14 protein-coding genes and 1 pseudogene are annotated in these 16136 nt (G+C 60.6%); 8 read left to right on the top strand and 7 right to left on the bottom strand.

Annotated features, from left to right (window positions below; translation table 11 throughout):
- Positions 1 to 310 precede the first annotated feature (310 nt).
- Positions 311 to 1000, bottom strand: a complete 690-nt coding sequence (locus tag ACYU81_RS14805) for a TetR/AcrR family transcriptional regulator (protein ID WP_460988386.1) — start codon at positions 998 to 1000, stop codon at positions 311 to 313.
- Positions 1001 to 1489: 489 nt separating this feature from the next.
- Between ACYU81_RS14805 and ACYU81_RS14800 the strand changes: the two are divergent.
- Together ACYU81_RS14800 and ACYU81_RS14795 are read left to right on the top strand one after the other, a co-directional pair.
- A pseudogene (locus tag ACYU81_RS14800) lies at positions 1490 to 1951 on the top strand (TonB-dependent receptor plug domain-containing protein); the annotation flags it as partial.
- 63 nt (positions 1952 to 2014) lie between these two features.
- Positions 2015 to 3955 (top strand): TonB-dependent receptor, encoded by a 1941-nt coding sequence (locus ACYU81_RS14795; RefSeq protein ID WP_460989111.1) that lies wholly within the window; start codon positions 2015 to 2017, stop codon positions 3953 to 3955.
- Between the two features lie 121 nt (positions 3956 to 4076).
- Here ACYU81_RS14795 and ACYU81_RS14790 read toward each other — a convergent pair whose 3' ends face one another.
- A complete protein-coding gene (locus ACYU81_RS14790; RefSeq protein ID WP_460988385.1) occupies positions 4077 to 5441 on the bottom strand; it encodes an amidohydrolase in 1365 nt (454 codons plus the stop codon).
- Between the two features lie 100 nt (positions 5442 to 5541).
- Positions 5542 to 6435 carry a LysR family transcriptional regulator gene (locus tag ACYU81_RS14785; protein ID WP_460988384.1) on the bottom strand — a complete coding sequence of 298 codons (894 nt, stop codon included), beginning with the start codon at positions 6433 to 6435 and terminating at the stop codon, positions 5542 to 5544.
- Between the two features lie 337 nt (positions 6436 to 6772).
- On the opposite strand from ACYU81_RS14785, the gene ACYU81_RS14780 reads away from it, so the two are divergent.
- Genes ACYU81_RS14780 through ACYU81_RS14770 form a run of 3 tightly spaced genes read left to right on the top strand, consistent with a single transcriptional unit; the run spans position 6773 to position 9845 of the window.
- Positions 6773 to 7939: an acyl-CoA dehydrogenase family protein gene (locus ACYU81_RS14780; protein WP_460989110.1), complete on the top strand. Its 1167-nt coding sequence runs from the start codon at positions 6773 to 6775 to the stop codon at positions 7937 to 7939.
- Positions 7939 to 9060, top strand: coding sequence for a CaiB/BaiF CoA transferase family protein (locus ACYU81_RS14775; protein WP_460988383.1), 1122 nt, complete (start codon positions 7939 to 7941; stop codon positions 9058 to 9060). The genes ACYU81_RS14780 and ACYU81_RS14775 overlap by 1 nt, the downstream gene beginning before the upstream one ends.
- Positions 9057 to 9845, top strand: a complete 789-nt coding sequence (locus ACYU81_RS14770) for an HTD2 family dehydratase (RefSeq protein WP_460988382.1) — start codon at positions 9057 to 9059, stop codon at positions 9843 to 9845. Before ACYU81_RS14775 ends, ACYU81_RS14770 begins: the two co-directional genes overlap by 4 nt.
- A 7-nt stretch (positions 9846 to 9852) precedes the next feature.
- On the opposite strand, the gene ACYU81_RS14765 is transcribed toward ACYU81_RS14770, so the two are convergent.
- The 4 genes from ACYU81_RS14765 to ACYU81_RS14750 all read right to left on the bottom strand — a co-directional run bounded on the left by ACYU81_RS14765 (position 9853) and on the right by ACYU81_RS14750 (position 12856).
- A complete protein-coding gene (locus ACYU81_RS14765) occupies positions 9853 to 10062 on the bottom strand; it encodes a hypothetical protein (RefSeq protein WP_449469122.1) in 210 nt (69 codons plus the stop codon).
- A gap of 138 nt (positions 10063 to 10200) precedes the next feature.
- Positions 10201 to 11691 carry an aldehyde dehydrogenase gene (locus tag ACYU81_RS14760; protein ID WP_460988381.1) on the bottom strand — a complete coding sequence of 497 codons (1491 nt, stop codon included), beginning with the start codon at positions 11689 to 11691 and terminating at the stop codon, positions 10201 to 10203.
- Between the two features lie 35 nt (positions 11692 to 11726).
- Positions 11727 to 12317: a thiamine pyrophosphate-dependent enzyme gene (locus tag ACYU81_RS14755; RefSeq protein WP_460988380.1), complete on the bottom strand. Its 591-nt coding sequence runs from the start codon at positions 12315 to 12317 to the stop codon at positions 11727 to 11729.
- Positions 12305 to 12856 (bottom strand): hypothetical protein, encoded by a 552-nt coding sequence (locus tag ACYU81_RS14750; protein WP_460988379.1) that lies wholly within the window; start codon positions 12854 to 12856, stop codon positions 12305 to 12307. The genes ACYU81_RS14755 and ACYU81_RS14750 overlap by 13 nt, the downstream gene beginning before the upstream one ends.
- A gap of 111 nt (positions 12857 to 12967) precedes the next feature.
- Between ACYU81_RS14750 and ACYU81_RS14745 the strand changes: the two genes are divergently transcribed.
- The 3 genes from ACYU81_RS14745 to ACYU81_RS14735 all read left to right on the top strand — a co-directional run bounded on the left by ACYU81_RS14745 (position 12968) and on the right by ACYU81_RS14735 (position 16118).
- Positions 12968 to 13894, top strand: coding sequence for a LysR substrate-binding domain-containing protein (locus tag ACYU81_RS14745; RefSeq protein ID WP_460988378.1), 927 nt, complete (start codon positions 12968 to 12970; stop codon positions 13892 to 13894).
- Positions 13895 to 14058: 164 nt separating this feature from the next.
- Positions 14059 to 15228, top strand: a complete 1170-nt coding sequence (locus ACYU81_RS14740; RefSeq protein WP_460988377.1) for an alpha-hydroxy acid oxidase — start codon at positions 14059 to 14061, stop codon at positions 15226 to 15228.
- Positions 15225 to 16118 carry an amidohydrolase family protein gene (locus ACYU81_RS14735; RefSeq protein ID WP_460988376.1) on the top strand — a complete coding sequence of 298 codons (894 nt, stop codon included), beginning with the start codon at positions 15225 to 15227 and terminating at the stop codon, positions 16116 to 16118. The genes ACYU81_RS14740 and ACYU81_RS14735 overlap by 4 nt, the downstream gene beginning before the upstream one ends.
- The last annotated feature ends 18 nt before the right edge of the window (positions 16119 to 16136 follow it).

Here is a 16136-nt window from a genome sequence, read left to right as displayed (position 1 = left end):
CTTATTCAGAACAATATCATTCTATTGCCCGGAACATCTTTCTTCAGTTCATCCATCCAACGATGAGGACGATCGAAATTGCAGCCGGTGCGCAGTTTGGCTGCGGTGCCGACTTTCGCCTTGCGTCGTGAAACTACGACTCCTGCCGCCGGGCAATTCCGTCGTCAGAAGCATGGTCTGAATATTTGGCAATCACCAAGTTTTGTCAATGACCGTTTTTTGAGCAGTGCGCATTTCTCACGCGCACGCAGAGGCAGGCCTGAAAAGGCCGTGTTTCTGATCATCCCATTTCCGTTTGGCGCCCTGCGCGTCAGCCCTGCTTGGCCGGGGATTTAGCGCCTGTCTTGGGGAGTTTCGATATGTCTCGCGGAGTGATCGTTTTTGCTAGCTCTACCAAGCCCTTGACTGCGATATTCTTGACGCCGGGCATGTCGGATGCCCATGGCCGCCCAAAGCCCGAAAACATCGTCATTCCATCCGTCGCGCCATATATGAATATGGCTACCACTGCCGCATCCTCATGGCTCAACGCGGGGTTCAACCGCTCCACGAAAGAGGTGATCATCCGATGGACATGGCGATGCAGTGCTCCCAGCCTATCCGCCACCAATTTGTTATGGTTGGCCATGGCCCAAAGCTCGGTAAACAGATGCGCGGTCTGCTTCGTGCTGACGTCATCAAGAATATGGGCGATCAACCGCGCTAGCCCGTCCTCCGCGGAAAGACTGGGCTGTTCCATCGCCCCGTTGACCTGGGCTTCCCCCGCAACAAGAATTTCGTCGAGCAGGACCTCGACCAACAGCTCCTTGCGCGGAAAGTGATGATTGACGTGACCGACCTTCAAACCGCATTCGGTAGCGATGCGTTGGAGCGTAAAGGCGCTGGCGCCTTCCTCGACCAATACATGCAGCGCCGCCTTAAGGATGGCGTTCACCGTTTCGGCTCCGCGCGAATAGACGCCAGGTTTCCGGCGCTTGGTTCCAATACGGTCATCGTTCATGGGCCGCTTATATCTCTGGCTGGGCGGCGATCAACCGACGAAACGGAAATGGGGTAAAAGATCAGGGAGACCCAGTGGGCTCGCGGTGAGACGCGCAAATCGCACTTCTCCCTGACGATCGTCCGGGACATCTGATTTTCCCCATTGACAAAATCTTGTCATCCACCAAGTATTTGGCGCGGGCACACGTTGCTCAGCGGGGAGGTATAGGAAAGGCGCAGATATCACGGAGAGTTAGAAAGGAAAGACTCCATCCGCTGATGATCAGATCTCCGAGTCGGAGTGATCTTACTAAGTTTAAGATAAGAGCTGATAAGTTCGTAAATCGATTCGTGATTGATAATTCTGACGTTATTCAAGTCATAACCATTCTGGTTAATGGCATGAATTTTTACATCGATGGATATACGATTATCTTTATAACTATCATGTCCAGTCGATGATAGAAAAATATTCGAAAAGTATGACCAGGCAAAAAGGGGAGATTTCATGATTGCGCGACATCTATTTCTCGTTCGCACCTTGATGGGGAGTGTAGCTCTCGCAGGCTGCGCTGGAACGGCCTTTGCTCAGACGTCGACGGGACCGGGTGAGCCCACGGCAGCGGCAAGCGGTCCTGCGGCCTCCGGTCTGTCGGAAATCATCGTGACGGCACGCAGGCGGGCCGAACGGCTTCAAAATGTCCCGATCTCTGCCACTGCCTTTGATGCTGGCTCGCTCACGCAGCGAAATATTTCAAACACGCAGGACTTGCTCGGACAAGTACCGTCGCTCGTTGTCGGCGGCTCTGGCCAGCAGCGCAATAGCGAGAACGTGACCATCCGTGGCCAAGGCGCGACTTTCAATGCAGCCCCAGGCGTGGTGCTTTATTCGGCCGAGGTTCCGATCATCGCCGATCAGCGTAATAATGCGCAGAATGGTGGCGGCCTCAATTATTATGACCTCGCCAGCCTGCAGGTACTGCGCGGGCCGCAAGGCACGCTGTTCGGCCGCAACACGACAGGCGGCGCCGTCTTGTTCGAGCCGCAGCGTCCAACCGATCGGCTCGAAGGCTATGGCCAGATCCAATATGGCAATTACGATTCGATCGAATTGCGCGGTGCTCTCAACGTGCCAATTGTTGAAGACAAACTCTTGCTGCGTGTCGCCGGCATTTATCAAAAGCGGGACGGCTTTACGCACGAGATAACCACTGACACAGACTTGGACAATCGCAACCGTTATTCATTCCGCGCAGGACTGACTTGGCGCCCGGCGGACGGGATTGAGAATTATCTTCTTGCGACCTTCGCTCGCGTTCAGGAACATGGCACCGGGACGGTGCTCAACGCCGTTCCCGCCGGTGTCGATCCTCAAACGGGGCTGCCGTTCAGCACATATCTGCAGCAACAGATTGATCGCGGAATCCGTTCGGTAGCCCTTAGCCCACTGCTCTTTAGCGAACGCACGCGCTATTTCTCCGTGACAGATATCTTTTCGGCAGAACTCACGGATGCTTTGACCTTCCGCAACATCGCCAATTATCAGCATCTGAAGAACAGCGCGCCTTTTGATGGTGACGGCTATCCCGACGATCACAGGCCGCCATCCGCACAAGGCGGAACTTTGATCGGGGGGGATGAGATTAGTCCCGGTGGATTTTCGAAATATAACTATTACACTGACGCACGCCAATATTCGATCGAACCTCAGATTCAAGGCAATTTGGGTGAAGACGCGCTCAACTTCACGGTAGGCGCTTACTACCAGAATGTTAAGCCGACAGGCCCGCAGCTTGTCAGCGCGTCTAATCCGACAAGAAGAGGTCAAAGTTCAGACAGCAAAGCGCTTTATGCGCAGGGAACGTTATCGTTCGGCAGTTTCTCTGACAGTCTTGATGGACTACGGTTGACAGTCGGCTATCGCTATACATGGGACAAGCTGACGGCCTTCTCAAACTTCGGCCTCCCTGACGCTCCGGTTACGTCATCGAGCGCCAAATTCAAGGCGCCAAACTGGACGGCGGGCTTCGACTACAATGTCGACAAGAATGTGTTGTTGTACGCAAAGGTCAGTCGTGGATACAAGACAGGCGGCGTCGGCACTGCAACGCCCGCGCCTGAACTACGTTCGTTCCAGCCCGAATTCGTAACGGCTTATGAAGCAGGCATAAAAGCCGATTGGCACATCGGCAGCATTCCGATCCGCACGAATATCAATTATTACTACACGGATTATAAGGATCTGCAGAGGACAGGCGGAACCGCCTATTTCTATAATGGGCAACAGGTCTTTGGCGCGCAGACCAGCAATGCTGGGAAAGCGCATATCCAGGGTGTGGAGTTCGAAGGCGAGTTGCGGCCCGCAAGCTGGCTCACGCTATCCGGGACCTATTCGCACATCGCTGCGAAATATGACAAATATGCAACGCCATCGCTGTTTCCTGACGGCATTCCCGCCTTCGGCCTGCCGCCCGGCTTCGACTGCGGCGTGGGCGTTCCGTTCAATGGCGCGACGGGGCAGTGCGTCCTGACTGGTATACCTTTCCAGTTCACGCCGAAGAACCAGTTCAGCATTACCGGTAGGGTGGATCTGCCGCTGGATGAGTCCATCGGGAAGGTCAGCATTTCCGCTACTTATTCCTATATCGACGCCCAATACACGTCGCCTTCCAAGGCGCCGGTCGACGAACCGTTCGCCTATATCGGCGGAAACTGCCCCCGCCTGAATTCGGGCACCTATGCTGGGTCAGTCCAGTGCGGCCCGGGAGATGGTTATGGCTTGCTCAGCATGAACTTGCAGTGGCAGAATGTCGCAGGATCGAACTTTGACCTCGGCGCGTTCGCAACCAACCTTACCAACGTAAAGTATATCATCAGTAGCCAGGGCGTATCCTATCAGAATGGCTTCAACTCCTACATATATGGGGAGCCCCGAATGTACGGCGTATCGGTCCGATATCATTTCGGTAGTTGAGTAAGGCGAAGCGCCATCGGCCAATGGGGCCGATGGCGCTTCGAGCCGAACATTCGTTTCTCCATTTGATCCGCAGATACCGGTCAGAAACCATGCGAGCAGAAACCGCCAGCGGAGCGGTTCAGCGATTTGTATCCGCGTTCAGGGCCAGCACCGATAGGATTAGCGCCGTTGCGCCATTGCGGATCGCTGCCGATGCTGCCGGTGCATAGAGTGGCGAATGGTTGGTGGGCGGCGCCATCCCGCGCGCCTTATAATCGGCAAGTGTTTCGGGCCGGTCGCCTCCGACCATGAGATAGGCGGAGGGGATGCCCCTTGCAGCGAATTCGGAAAAATCCTCGCTACCGGAAAAGCCAGGGGCACTGGCGGGGATCGAGATCACGCCAGAGCCGAATGCAGCCTTCAAAATGGGTGCGATCTTGCCCATGAGGCTGGCATCATTGAGCGTTGATGCCGTTCCGTTCAGCTGGGTGATCGTTGGTGCCGGTGCGCCTGCCATGAGCGACACCGCACGCGCGGTCCTATCCACGCCGCTAAGCAGGAGGGCGCGCACCTCCGGCGTGAAGGAGCGCAGGCTAAGTCGGAGCGTCGCTGTGTCCGGGATGATGTTGCCGACGCTGCCTGCGTGAAAAGCGCCGACCGTGAGGACGCCAAACGTCGCCGCTTCCTTCTGTCGGCTGATAATTGTCTGTACGTCGCTGACGAAATGCGCGCCCATGACGATCGGGTCGATGGACGAACTGGGCGCCGATCCGTGCGCGCCACGACCGTTGAAGGTGATTTCCAACGCGTCGGACGCAGATAGGATGACTCCATCCTTCATCACGACTGCGCCAAGCGGCAAGCCGCCGCCAACATGCGCCGCTAGCGCATAATCCGGCTTGGGGAAGCGGGAGAAGAGGCCGTCATCCAACATTGCCTTGGCGCCACCCAATGGTTCTTCGGCGGGCTGGGCGATGAAGAGCAATGTGCCGCGCCATCGATGCTTTATCGAAACCAGCGCCTGCGCTGTGCCGACCCACCACGCCATGTGTACATCGTGGCCGCAGCTGTGCGCTACGAAGCTCTGCTTGCCATCAAGCTCAGCCTTTGCGCGGCTGGAGAAAGTAAGTCCCGTCTTTTCCTCCATTGGCAATGCGTCCATTTCAGTTCGCACCAGTGTCACCGGCCCGGGTCCATTCCGGTAAATGGCGACTACGCCTGTCTTGCCTACATTCTCTGTCACGTCGAAGCCGAGCGCGCGCATTTTCTTGGCTAGCAACTTCGCCGTTCTGCGCTCTTGGAAGCCAAGTTCAGGATGCTGGTGGATATCGCGATAAAGCGCTTCCAACCGGGGCATTGCGCCTTCCAGCATCCGGTCAATCACTGCTTTGTTGTCTCCACCGCCGTTGGGGTCTGGGACCCTGGGGATGGCGGTCGTCTCCGCAAGGGCTCCCGCCGACGAGAGCAGCAGTGTCAAGGTGGTGAGAGCGGCGATGCGCTTCATAGCTTCCTCCGGTTCTGATTATGGATGCAGAGCAACATAGCCGTGCCCGCCGAACCGCGCCCTTATCGTCTGTTCATCCCTATAACCTGGAGTGATAGCGCTATTGCAGGGACGCGCGGATGGCCTTAGCCAACAGCGCGCCGCTGGGTGTCAGCAGCTCTTCGTCCCTTTGAATAAGCGCAATATGCATTTCAGGCAGGTCAATGCCGAGATCAACCTTAGTCAGCGCGCCACTCTCGAACCTGTGATCAAGATGCGCATTCTTGATATCGGCCCAATGACTGATGAGCGCCTGTTGCTCTGCAAGCTTGAAGTAAACTGCAATAGACGTGCAACGGGAAATCCGCTTTGGAACATTACAGCCCAGCCGGTCGGCGAGGACGGGGATATATCCGTGATGATAGTCGGCCAAGTCGCCGGTGATCCATTCAAGCGCCATCAGCTGGTCGATTGTCTCGGGCAGTATAGGGCCTTGTCCTCCAACCGCCAGCATCGTCGGATAGCTTCTCAACGCAGCGTATTGCAGACCCGCGAGATCCAAACTGCCATAATGGTGGACGATGCCGAGATCGAGTGTTCCGCTGCGCACCGCATCAAAAATATGTGCAGGTCTCAATTCTAGCAAAGTCAGTTCCACAGACGGTTGGCGCTCGCGAAAGCTAGCAAATACGTCCGCGATATTCGTGCCTGCAATCGGCGGTGAAATGCCGATCAGCAACCGCCCTCCCAGCGTACCCTTCAGCCAGTCGACTTCCTCATGGGCTTTATCCAGCTCCTTCTGAATGCTGTCATGGCGTTTTGCCAGGATTGCACCAAAAGGTGTCAAGGTGGCACCCTGCACATTGCGGACAACTAGCGATACGCCGAGCTGGCGCTCCAATTCGCGGATCGATTTACTCAGTGCGGGCTGCGAAACATGCATGGCGCGCGCTGCACGCTGGATGCTTCCGGCCCTGGCAACCTCCGCTAGCGCGCGCAATTGATGAAGTTTCATCGACTTTTGCCTCTCGCCCTACCATTCCGGCACCTTAATAATGGTTTTGCCAAAGTCGGCGCTCCTTGGTTTGTGGCTTGAAATCGTTGCGATCAGAAATTTGACCGCTCAATAGCAGGATGTGGAATGGCGTTGCCACTCCCGCTTTGGTAATCGACCTTCCCCGTTTGGCGAGGCCTTGGCCGGGGACGGCTTTAGCCAAGGTGGCTTCCGTAAGTTGGTCGTCGTTTATCCGCTTTCGCATACAGGCTTTGCATAGCTCAGTGCGATTTCTGTACTTTTCGGCGTAGGCCGATGGCAGATAGTGTCTTACAAAATCGCATTTATCGGGATTGAAATGGGCACTGCCGCACAGGAAGAGACGTTTTCAGACATTCGTGATGGCATCCGCCGTCTTTGTGCGCGGTTCCCCGGAGCCTATTGGCAGGAGCTGGATGCTGAGCGGCGCTATCCCACGGAGTTCGTGACCGCGCTGGCCAGCGAGGGTTGGCTATCTGTCCTCATCCCGGAAGAATATGGCGGCTCGGGGCTTGGGCTGGCTGCGGCGACGGCGGTACTGGAAGAGGTGCATCGCTCAGGCTGCAATGGCGGTGCGGCGCACGCGCAAATGTACACGATGGGCACCGTCCTGCGGCATGGGTCGGAGGAGCAGAAGGCGCGCTATTTGCCCAAGATCGCGTCGGGGGAACTGCGCCTACAGGCATTCGGCGTCACCGAGCCGACGAGCGGCACTGATACCACCCGCATTCGGACATTCGCCAAGCGAGACGGCGATGACTATGTCGTCAACGGGCAGAAGATCTGGATCAGCCGCGCTGAACATTCCGATCTCATGGTCCTGCTGGTGCGCACGACGCCGCGCGAGGAATGCGCCAAACCCACCGACGGGATCAGCGTGCTGCTGGTCGACATGCGCGAGGCGGTGGGCAATGGCCTCACCATCCGGCCGATCCGGACGATGCTGAACCATGCGACTACGGAGCTGTTCTTCGACGATCTGCGGGTGCCAGCGGAGAATTTGATCGGCGAGGAAGGAAAGGGCTTCCGCTACATCCTGTCGGGCATGAACGCCGAACGCATCCTGATCGCGTCCGAATGTATCGGCGACGCGCGCTTCTTTATCGATCGCGCCAGCGCTTATGCGAAGGACAGGTCGGTGTTTGGTCGTCCCATCGGCCAGAACCAGGGTATCCAGTTTCCCATCGCGCGCGCCTATGTGCAGACGACCGCCGCCGCTGCCGTGGTGGATAAAGCGGCAGCGCTGTTCGATGCGGGCGTGCAGCCGGGCACGGAGGCGAACATGGCTAAGATGCTGGCGTCCGAAGCATCCTGGTTTGCCGCCGACATGTGCGTCCAGACCCATGGCGGATTCGGCTTCGCGGAAGAATATGACATTGAACGCAAGTTCCGCGAAACGCGCCTTTATCAGGTCGCGCCGATCTCGACGAACCTGATCCTCAGCCATGTGGCGACGCATGTGCTGGGCCTGCCGAAGAGCTTCTGATGGGAAAGGTGCTCGAAGGCCTGTTGGTCGTCTCGCTCGAGCAGGCGGTGGCCGCGCCGCTATGCACCAGCCGTCTTGCCGAAGCGGGAGCGCGGGTCATCAAGCTGGAGCGGGCGGAGGGTGATTTCGCACGCGGCTACGATTCCGTCGTCCATGGCGAAAGCGCCTATTTCGTCTGGCTCAATCGCGGCAAACAATCGCTTTGCATCGACCTGAAAGACCCGGCCGACGCGGCGCTGGTGGAACGGATGCTGTCGAAGGCGGACGTGTTCGTCCAGAATCTTGCGCCCGGTGCGGCGGCACGGTCGGGGTTCGGATCGGCTGATCTGCGCGCCCGCTATCCGCGCCTCATCACTTGCGACATCACCGGCTATGGCGAGAGCGGCGAAGCGGCGGGGATGAAGGCCTATGACTTCCTGATCCAGTGCGAAGCCGGGCTGGCGAGCATCACCGGCACGGCCGACGATCCCGCGCGCGTGGGGGTTTCCGTCGCCGATATCGCCTGCGGGATGAACGCGCATGCCGCGATCCTTCAGGCGCTGATCGAACGGGGGCAGACGGGCAAGGGGCGTGGCATAGCCGTATCGCTGTTCGACGGGCTGGCCGACTGGATGACGGTGCCGCTGCTGCACTATGATTATGGCGGCAAGGCACCATCTCGCGCCGGGCTGAAGCATCCCTCGATTGCTCCCTATGGCGCCTTTGCGACGGCGGACGGATCGCAGATTGTCGTGTCGATCCAGAATGAGCGGGAATGGGCGAAATTCTGCGCCACGGTACTCGGCGACGCGAGCCTTGCGACTGACCCGCGCTATGCGTCCAACACGCTGCGCTGCGCCAATCGCCCTGAGCTGGATGCGCTGGTCGGCCGTGTTTTTGCAGCCGAAATGCCCGACGCGCTGATCGCCCGGCTGGAAGCGGCTGGCACCGCGTGGGCGCGGTTGAACGGCGTCGACGGCCTGTCGCGGCACAGCCAGCTTCGCCGCGTTACCGCCGAAACGCCGACGGGGCCAGTCGCCTTGCCAGCCTCGCCCATAAGATGGGATGGGGAGGAAGCGGTGGCGCTGCCGGTTCCGGCATTGGGTGGCGATGATGAAGCGATCCGCGCGGAGTTCCTGTGAGCGAAGTGGTGGAACATCGCAGGGACGTAGCCGCCGCCCGTCAGGCACATTTGCTTGCCGCGCTGCTCGATCATGAGACGCCGCCGTGGCGGGCGGGAGAATTGCCGCCGCTCGCCCATTGGCTGCTGTTTCCGCCTGATACGCGGCAGTCCGGTATCGGGCCGGACGGTCATCCGCTGCGGGAGGATGATGGCCTGCCGCGCCGGATGTGGGCGGGCAGCCGTGTCCGCTTCCTTGCGCCGATCTTGCTCGGCAGAGAAGTGGAGCGGGAGACCAGCCCGATTGCGGTCAACGACAAGCAAGGGCGATCGGGGCGGATGCGCTTCGCCACCTTGCGTCACCTGTTAAAGGTGGACGGCCAAGTCTGCGTCGAGGAAGAGCAGGACATCGTTTATCGCGAAGCCGGGCGGAATGGGGCTCCTCTTCCGCCCGAAACGGTGACTCCTGCGCCGCCCGTAACGCGTGTTGTCACGATCGATCCTGTGCAGCTTTTCCGCTTCTCCGCTCTCACCTTCAATGCGCACCGCATTCATTATGACCTGCCCTACACTCGGGATGTCGAAGGCTATCCGGGGCTGGTCGTCCATGGCCCCTTCATTGCGACCTTGCTGATGGACCATTTCCTCCGCCACGCTCCAGCCGCGCAGGTTGCAAGCTTCTCCTTCCGTGCGCAGCGGCCGATCTTCGCGGGCGAGCCGTTCACGCTGGGGTTGTCGGGGCGCGACTTGGCCGCTGTTGATCATGCGGGTGGGCTGGCGATGCAGGCGCGAGTGGAAACCCGCTAGCCTCACCTTATGCCGTCAGAGTCGTGAGCTTTCCAACGTCCGGCAGAGAGGCGAGATCAAGTGCAGCCGTGGCGAGCGCGTCCGCCTTGTCGTTCCCGAGTGCGCCATTGAGCAACGCTGCGCCCGCCGGAGCATAGCCCGCCGCATCACCAAACACTCGCGCGGTGCCATTGCTCATGCCCATTGCGGCCACCGTTGCGAGCAAAGGTGGAGCCACTGCCGCCTCATCGCGCGCGCGATGCCACCGATGAGGTCGAGCAGGAGGAGGGGGGTGCGCTCGACAACTTCTGGCGGGAGGGAAGAAATCGAAACGGTGGCACAAAAGTTCGCCAAGGCTTCCGTGATTTTCATCATCTCAGCGGATGACGAAGGGGTTTGACACGGGCGAGCCAAGGTCGATCCACACGCTCTTGGTCTGGAGATATTCGTCCATCGCCTCCTGCCCGTTTTCGCGCCCGATGCCGCTGCGCTTCATGCCGCCGAAGGGCGCCATGAAACTGACGGCGCGATAGGTGTTGACCCAGACGGTGCCTGCTTCGACCCGTTCCGACATGCGGATGGCGCGGCCAATATCTTGCGTCCATACACCAGCGGCGAGGCCATAAGGGCTGTCATTCGCGATCGACAGCGCCTCTTCTTCATGATCGAACGGGATGATGGCGAGAACCGGCCCGAACACTTCCTCGCGCGCGATCGGCATCTGGTTGGTGACGCCGGTGAAGATGGTGGGCTGCACGAACCAGCCACCCTCCAAGCCTGCAACGGTGGGTTGGCCGCCGCCCAGCACGCATTCGGCGCCTGACTGGCGCGCGCTTGCGATATGATCGAGCACCTTGCCTCGCTGGGCGAGGGTCGTCACCGGCCCGACCTGCGTATCGGCAAGCTTCGGATCGCCGATACGGGCCGTGCCTGCCAAGGCGATCAGGCGCTCCACCACCTCGTCATGGACGTCGCGCTGCACGAGCAGGCGCGATCCCGCGATGCAGGTTTGGCCCGACGCCGCGAATATGCCGGACACCGCGCCATAGACTGCGCGTTCAAGGTCCGCATCGCCGAAGATGATGTTGGGCGACTTGCCGCCCAGTTCCAGCGTAACCTTCTTCAGGTTTTCGGCAGCGGAGCGATAGACCGCAATGCCGCCGGGCTCGCCTCCGGTGAAGGCGATCTTGGCAATGTCGGGATGCTTGACCAAGGGCTCGCCGCACTCCTGGGGCAGGCCGGTCACGGTATTGACCACGCCCGCCGGGAACCCCGCGCGTTCGAACAGCTCGACAAAGGCGAGGGTGGAGCAGGAGGCATGTTCGGACGGCTTGATGACAGCCGTATTGCCTGCCGCCAGCAACGGCGCCAGCTTCCACGCAAGCAGCAAAAGCGGTGAGTTCCACGGCGTGATGCAGGCGATCACGCCTAGCGGCTCGCGGCGGGTGAAGGCATGCATCGACGGCTTGTCGATGGGCAGGACATGGCCCTCAATCTTGTCCGCCAGGCCAGCAAAATAGCGGTAGTAGGCGGGGAGATAGCCAAGCTGCGCGCGCATTTCCGCGATCAGCTTGCCATTGTCGTGCGTTTCGAGCTGCGCCAGCCGCTCGGTTTCTTCAGCCAGTCTGTCGGCAAAGCGGTAGAGCAGGGCGCCGCGCGCGGTTGCGGTGAGGCCGCGCCACTCGGGCGAACGGAAGGCGGTGCGTGCCGCCTCCACCGCTGAATCGACGTCGGCAGAGGTGCAACGGGGGATAAGCGCCCATGCCTCACCCGTCGCAGGATCAAGGCTCTCAAGCCATTCGCCGCCCGTTGCGTCGCGCACGCTACCCGCCAGCAGATTGCGGAACCGGACCAGATCATCAGCCATCACATATTCTCCCCAAGCCGACGTGGGCTGCTGCTTCAGTTTGGCCCAAAGCCTAGATGCTCCCGCATGCGCGCCTTCAGCCATACACCGTCGCGCGCGGGCAGGGCACGCGGCGTTTCTTCATGGACAATGCGGATGACGATCAAGCGCGGCCCTTCGCCGATGGTGCCGATCGCTTCACGCGCCCGGGCAATGCCAGCCTCGTCCGTGATCTCGAAACATTCGGTGAAGCCGCAGACGCGCGCCAGTTCGGCCAGGTTGATGCCTGCGCCCGCATGGCTCATCTGGCCGCCCGTCTCGCCATAATGGCCGTTGTCCAGCACGACGATCGACAGGTTCTTTGGACGCTGCACAGCGATGGTGGCAAGGCCGCCAATGCCCATCAACTGCTCGCCGTCGCCTGTGACCACCGTCACCGGGCGGTCGGGTTGCGCGAGAGCCAGGCCTAGCCCGGTCAGCGCCGCGCCCCCCATGGCACCCCAGAGGTAGAAGTTGCCGGGATGGTCGCCCGCTGCAAAGACATCGTAGGTCGGCGAACCTAGGCCCGTGACGACCAGCATATCCTTGCGATCGAAGAGCAAGGCCGCGACCGCCGGGCGGCGGTGGAGACGGTTCACTTCAGCCATTTCTTGGCTCCCAGCATGCTTTGCGACAACAGGATCGCGATCGGCTGATCGCTTTCAAACGCCATGGTAGCGGCGGAAGCCATCATGGGCGCGAGGTCTTCCAGCCGGTCGATGCGGATGGTGGTGACGCCCATGATCTCTAGCGCGGCCGGTGTCGCCCGGCCCATCGAGACCTGCCACGGATTGAACTCCTGAAACTCGCCGCGCATCGTGACGATGGTCAGGAACGGCACACGGCAGCTCGCCAGCAGCGAGAGCATGTTGATGCAGTTGCCAACGCCGCTCGACTGCATGAGGAGAGCGCTGCGCTCCCCGCCCAGCCAGGCCCCGGTGCAAAGAGCGATGCCCTCTTCCTCGGTGGTGAGTACGATGGTCTTCATGGTTTCGGAGGCGCTGCACATGCGGATCAGGCGCGCATGGCCTGCGTCCGGAACATAACTGACCTGCCGAACATTCGCCTGCTGCAAGGCGTCGAAGATTATGGGTGCCCAGGGGGAGTCGGCGTGCGCCCCTGTTTCCGTCTCGCTAATGGCTGACATGCGGTCCTCGAAGTGGATTTCGCAAAGCCTATTGCCGGATTTGCTAAACCAATAGGAACAATCTACGCGTCCAGCTATGTCGGTTAGGCATGATAAAAAGGGTGTGAGCAGGTGGACTTCCGGCGGCTTGAACATTTCCTGAAAATCGCTGAACTCGGATCACTCAGCCGGGCAGCTGACAGGATGCGGATTGCCCAGCCTGCCCTCAGCCGCCAGATGCGCATCCTGGAGGAAGAGGCTGGCACGCCGCTTTTCTACCGCCACCGCCGGGGCATGCAGCTCACCCCGGCCGGTGAGGAATTGCGCCAGCATATCGCGGGGCCGGTGCGGCAGGTCCGGCAGGCCTTTGACGATATACGGAACCGATCGGCGGAGGGGGGCGGCCAGATCGCCCTCGGCGTTCCGCCTACGGTCAGCTATATTCTGGCCGGGCGGCTTGCCCGCCGTGTCGCGGAGCAGGCGCCCAATATATCGCTGCGGATCGTCGAGGGCTATGCAGGGCACCTCATCGACTGGCTGCAACGGGGGGAGATCGACGTCGCGCTTCTGTACGGCCCGGCTTCGGATTTCCAGATGAACGTCGCGGAAATGCTGTATGAGGAGTTGGTGCTCGTAGGCCCGTCTTCCTCCGACCTCGATCCCGCGACGCGAATCCCTGTACAGGAACTCGTCAAGCTCCCCATCGTGCTGCCTAGCCAGTCGCACGGCCTTCGCCTGATCGTGGAGGCCGCGGCGCGCAAGGTCGGCGTGCCACTCAATGTTCGATTTGAAGCAGACTCGTTCCTGGTGCTCAAAGAGCTGGTTGAGTTTGGTCTCGGCTACACTGTGTTGCCGCTCTCATCCTTGAACCGGGAAGTCGACGCTGGCATCCTGCGCTACGCACCGATCGGTAATCCGCCCGTTGTTCGCCAGCTGGTGCTCGGCATGCCCCGAGAGGAGCAGTTGACCCGTTCAACGCAAATCATCGTTCGGCTGGTGCGCGAAGAGATCAAGCATCTGGTGGATAGCGGCGTCTGGAAGGCGCAGCTGCAATATTGATTTTCTGGTGCCAGCGCGGTTCGGACATATCGATCCGGCATAGGTGGCGATAGCTGTTCTATGACTATGAACGCCACTGTGGAGCTATTTTGCCGCGACGCAGGAACATGAGAATATGGGGAGGATCAGGGTTGAATAGGCGGCAAGCCGAGCCATCGGCCCGGATGAAGCGAAAGGCAGCAGGCGTCCTTTCGCTTGGCGACTATGAAGCCCTTGCGTACGCGCATCTGCCACGCCCGTTGTTCGGCTATGTCGCGGGGGCATGTGAGGATAATCTGACCGTATCGGCCAATCGGGAAGCGATGCGCCGCGTCACTTTCGTCCCGCGCGCTTTGCGGGACATGGCGGGCCGCAGCCAGCACGCCTCCTTGTTCGGTGAGAACTGGTCTTCCCCGTTCGGCATAGCTCCGATGGGGCTGTCCGCGCTGGTCGCCATGCGCGGAGACATTGCTCTCGCACGTGCCGCCCATGCCGAAAATGTGCCGATGCTGCTCAGCGCAACATCGCTCATCCGGCTTGAGGAGGTGCGCGCCGTTTCGCCCTCCTGCTGGTTCCAGGCCTATCTTCCTGCTGACCGCGACTGGATCGACGGCGTGATCGACCGGGTTGCGGCGGCAGGTTTCGGAACGCTCGTCATTTCCGTCGATGTGCCGGTGCTGGGCAATCGCGAAAATTTGATCCGCGAACGTTTCTCCACGCCGATCAAACCCTCGCTTCGGCTGGCGCTGGATGGCCTGTTGCACCCACGTTGGCTGCTCGGGACCTTTGCACCGACCTTGATCCGCCACGGCATGCCAGCGTTCGAAAATTCCAGCGCGACACGCGGCGCGCCCGTGATCGCCCGCAATGCCGAGCGCAGTTTCGGACAGCGCGACCGGCTGACCTGGGACGGCATCAGATATATTCGGGACCGCTGGCGCGGCAATCTGGTCATAAAGGGGCTGCTTCACGCCGAAGATGCAAGGCTGGCCCGCAGCGTTGGCGCGGACGCGATCATCCTGTCGAACCATGGCGGGCGGCAGCTCGATGGCGCCATCGGCACGCTCGACGCCTTGCCCGCCGCCGTCGCCGCCGCAGGTGACATGCCCGTCCTGATCGACAGCGGCTTCCGGCGCGGCAGCGACATATTGAAGGCCATTGCGCTCGGTGCGCGCATGGTGCTGATCGGCCGTCCCTTCCTCTATGCCGCGGCGGTTCATGGGGAAGCGGGGGTGCGCCACGCCATCGGGCTGCTCCGTGCGGAGATCGACCGGAACATGGCGATGCTCGGCACCAACTCGCTCGATGAGCTTGGGCCGGACTATCTCCACCGTACGAATGGAGCAGCCATATGACAGATATCAACCAGCGGCGTCCTTGCCCTGGCCCGCCATCTGAGCAGAGTCCGCCAACCTGCTTCGTGATGCCCGCAGGCGCGATCGACACGCATTGCCATGTCATCGGCGCGCCGCCCGAATATCCGCTGGTGCCGGAGCGGTCCTACACCCCGCCGCCCGCCAGCGCAGAGACGTATCTTGCGATGCTGGATGCCGTGGGTTTCGCCAAGGGCGTCCTCATTCAGGTCAGTGTGCATGGCACGGACAACCGCCTGCTCTTCGACACGCTGGCCGCGCATCGCGAGCGGCTGCGCGGGGTCGCCGTGATGCCCGCCGACCTGCCCGAACGGGCCTATGCCGAGGCGCATGAGGCGGGTGTGCGCGGCCTGCGCCTCAATGATTTCATTCGCGATGGCGGGGGGCTCTACGGCGGAGGTATCGGGTTCAAAGATCTGGAGCGGTTCGATGCGCTAGCCTGTAAGATGGGCTGGCATCTCCAGCTCCTGCTCGACGGCTGCGAGCTTGTAGAACTCGCCCCGCGCATCGCCCGTCTTCGCTGCCCCTGGATCATCGATCATATGGGGCACATCCCTTACACAGCGGGCATCGATCATCCGGGTTTCCAGACGCTGGTCCAACTCGTCGCCGACGGCGGATGGGTCAAGATTTCCGACGCATTCCGCATGTCGGAACAGCCGGACTATCGCGATTCCATCCCCTTCGCACAGGCGCTGGTCTTCGCTGCCCCCGATCGTTGCGTCTGGGGCTCGGACTGGCCCCACGTCGCGCAATGGCGGCCGATGCCCACGGTATCCGGGCTGCTCGATCTGCTCGCCGAGTGGGTGCCGGACGAAACGGTGCGCAACCGCATCCTGGTGGACAATCCGGCACGTTTCTACAACTTCTGAAAAGGTTGCGAGAATGGC

This window comes from Sphingobium sp. TomTYG75 (assembly GCF_054771635.1).
The sequence above is the reverse complement of the archived record's forward strand: the minus strand, read 5'-3'. Positions and strand labels throughout refer to the sequence as shown.

What these genes read in the sequence shown, in the direction of transcription:
- ACYU81_RS14805 (WP_460988386.1), bottom strand. Translation starts at nt 1,000, where the DNA reads ATGAACGATGACCGTATTGGAACCAAGCGCCGGAAACCTGGCGTCTAT.
- ACYU81_RS14790 (WP_460988385.1), bottom strand. Translation starts at nt 5,441, where the DNA reads ATGAAGCGCATCGCCGCTCTCACCACCTTGACACTGCTGCTCTCGTCG.
- ACYU81_RS14785 (WP_460988384.1), bottom strand. Translation starts at nt 6,435, where the DNA reads ATGAAACTTCATCAATTGCGCGCGCTAGCGGAGGTTGCCAGGGCCGGA.
- ACYU81_RS14780 (WP_460989110.1), top strand. Translation starts at nt 6,773, where the DNA reads ATGGGCACTGCCGCACAGGAAGAGACGTTTTCAGACATTCGTGATGGC.
- ACYU81_RS14775 (WP_460988383.1), top strand. Translation starts at nt 7,939, where the DNA reads ATGGGAAAGGTGCTCGAAGGCCTGTTGGTCGTCTCGCTCGAGCAGGCG.
- ACYU81_RS14760 (WP_460988381.1), bottom strand. Translation starts at nt 11,691, where the DNA reads ATGGCTGATGATCTGGTCCGGTTCCGCAATCTGCTGGCGGGTAGCGTG.
- ACYU81_RS14755 (WP_460988380.1), bottom strand. Translation starts at nt 12,317, where the DNA reads ATGGCTGAAGTGAACCGTCTCCACCGCCGCCCGGCGGTCGCGGCCTTG.
- ACYU81_RS14750 (WP_460988379.1), bottom strand. Translation starts at nt 12,856, where the DNA reads ATGTCAGCCATTAGCGAGACGGAAACAGGGGCGCACGCCGACTCCCCC.
- ACYU81_RS14740 (WP_460988377.1), top strand. Translation starts at nt 14,059, where the DNA reads ATGAAGCGAAAGGCAGCAGGCGTCCTTTCGCTTGGCGACTATGAAGCC.
- ACYU81_RS14735 (WP_460988376.1), top strand. Translation starts at nt 15,225, where the DNA reads ATGACAGATATCAACCAGCGGCGTCCTTGCCCTGGCCCGCCATCTGAG.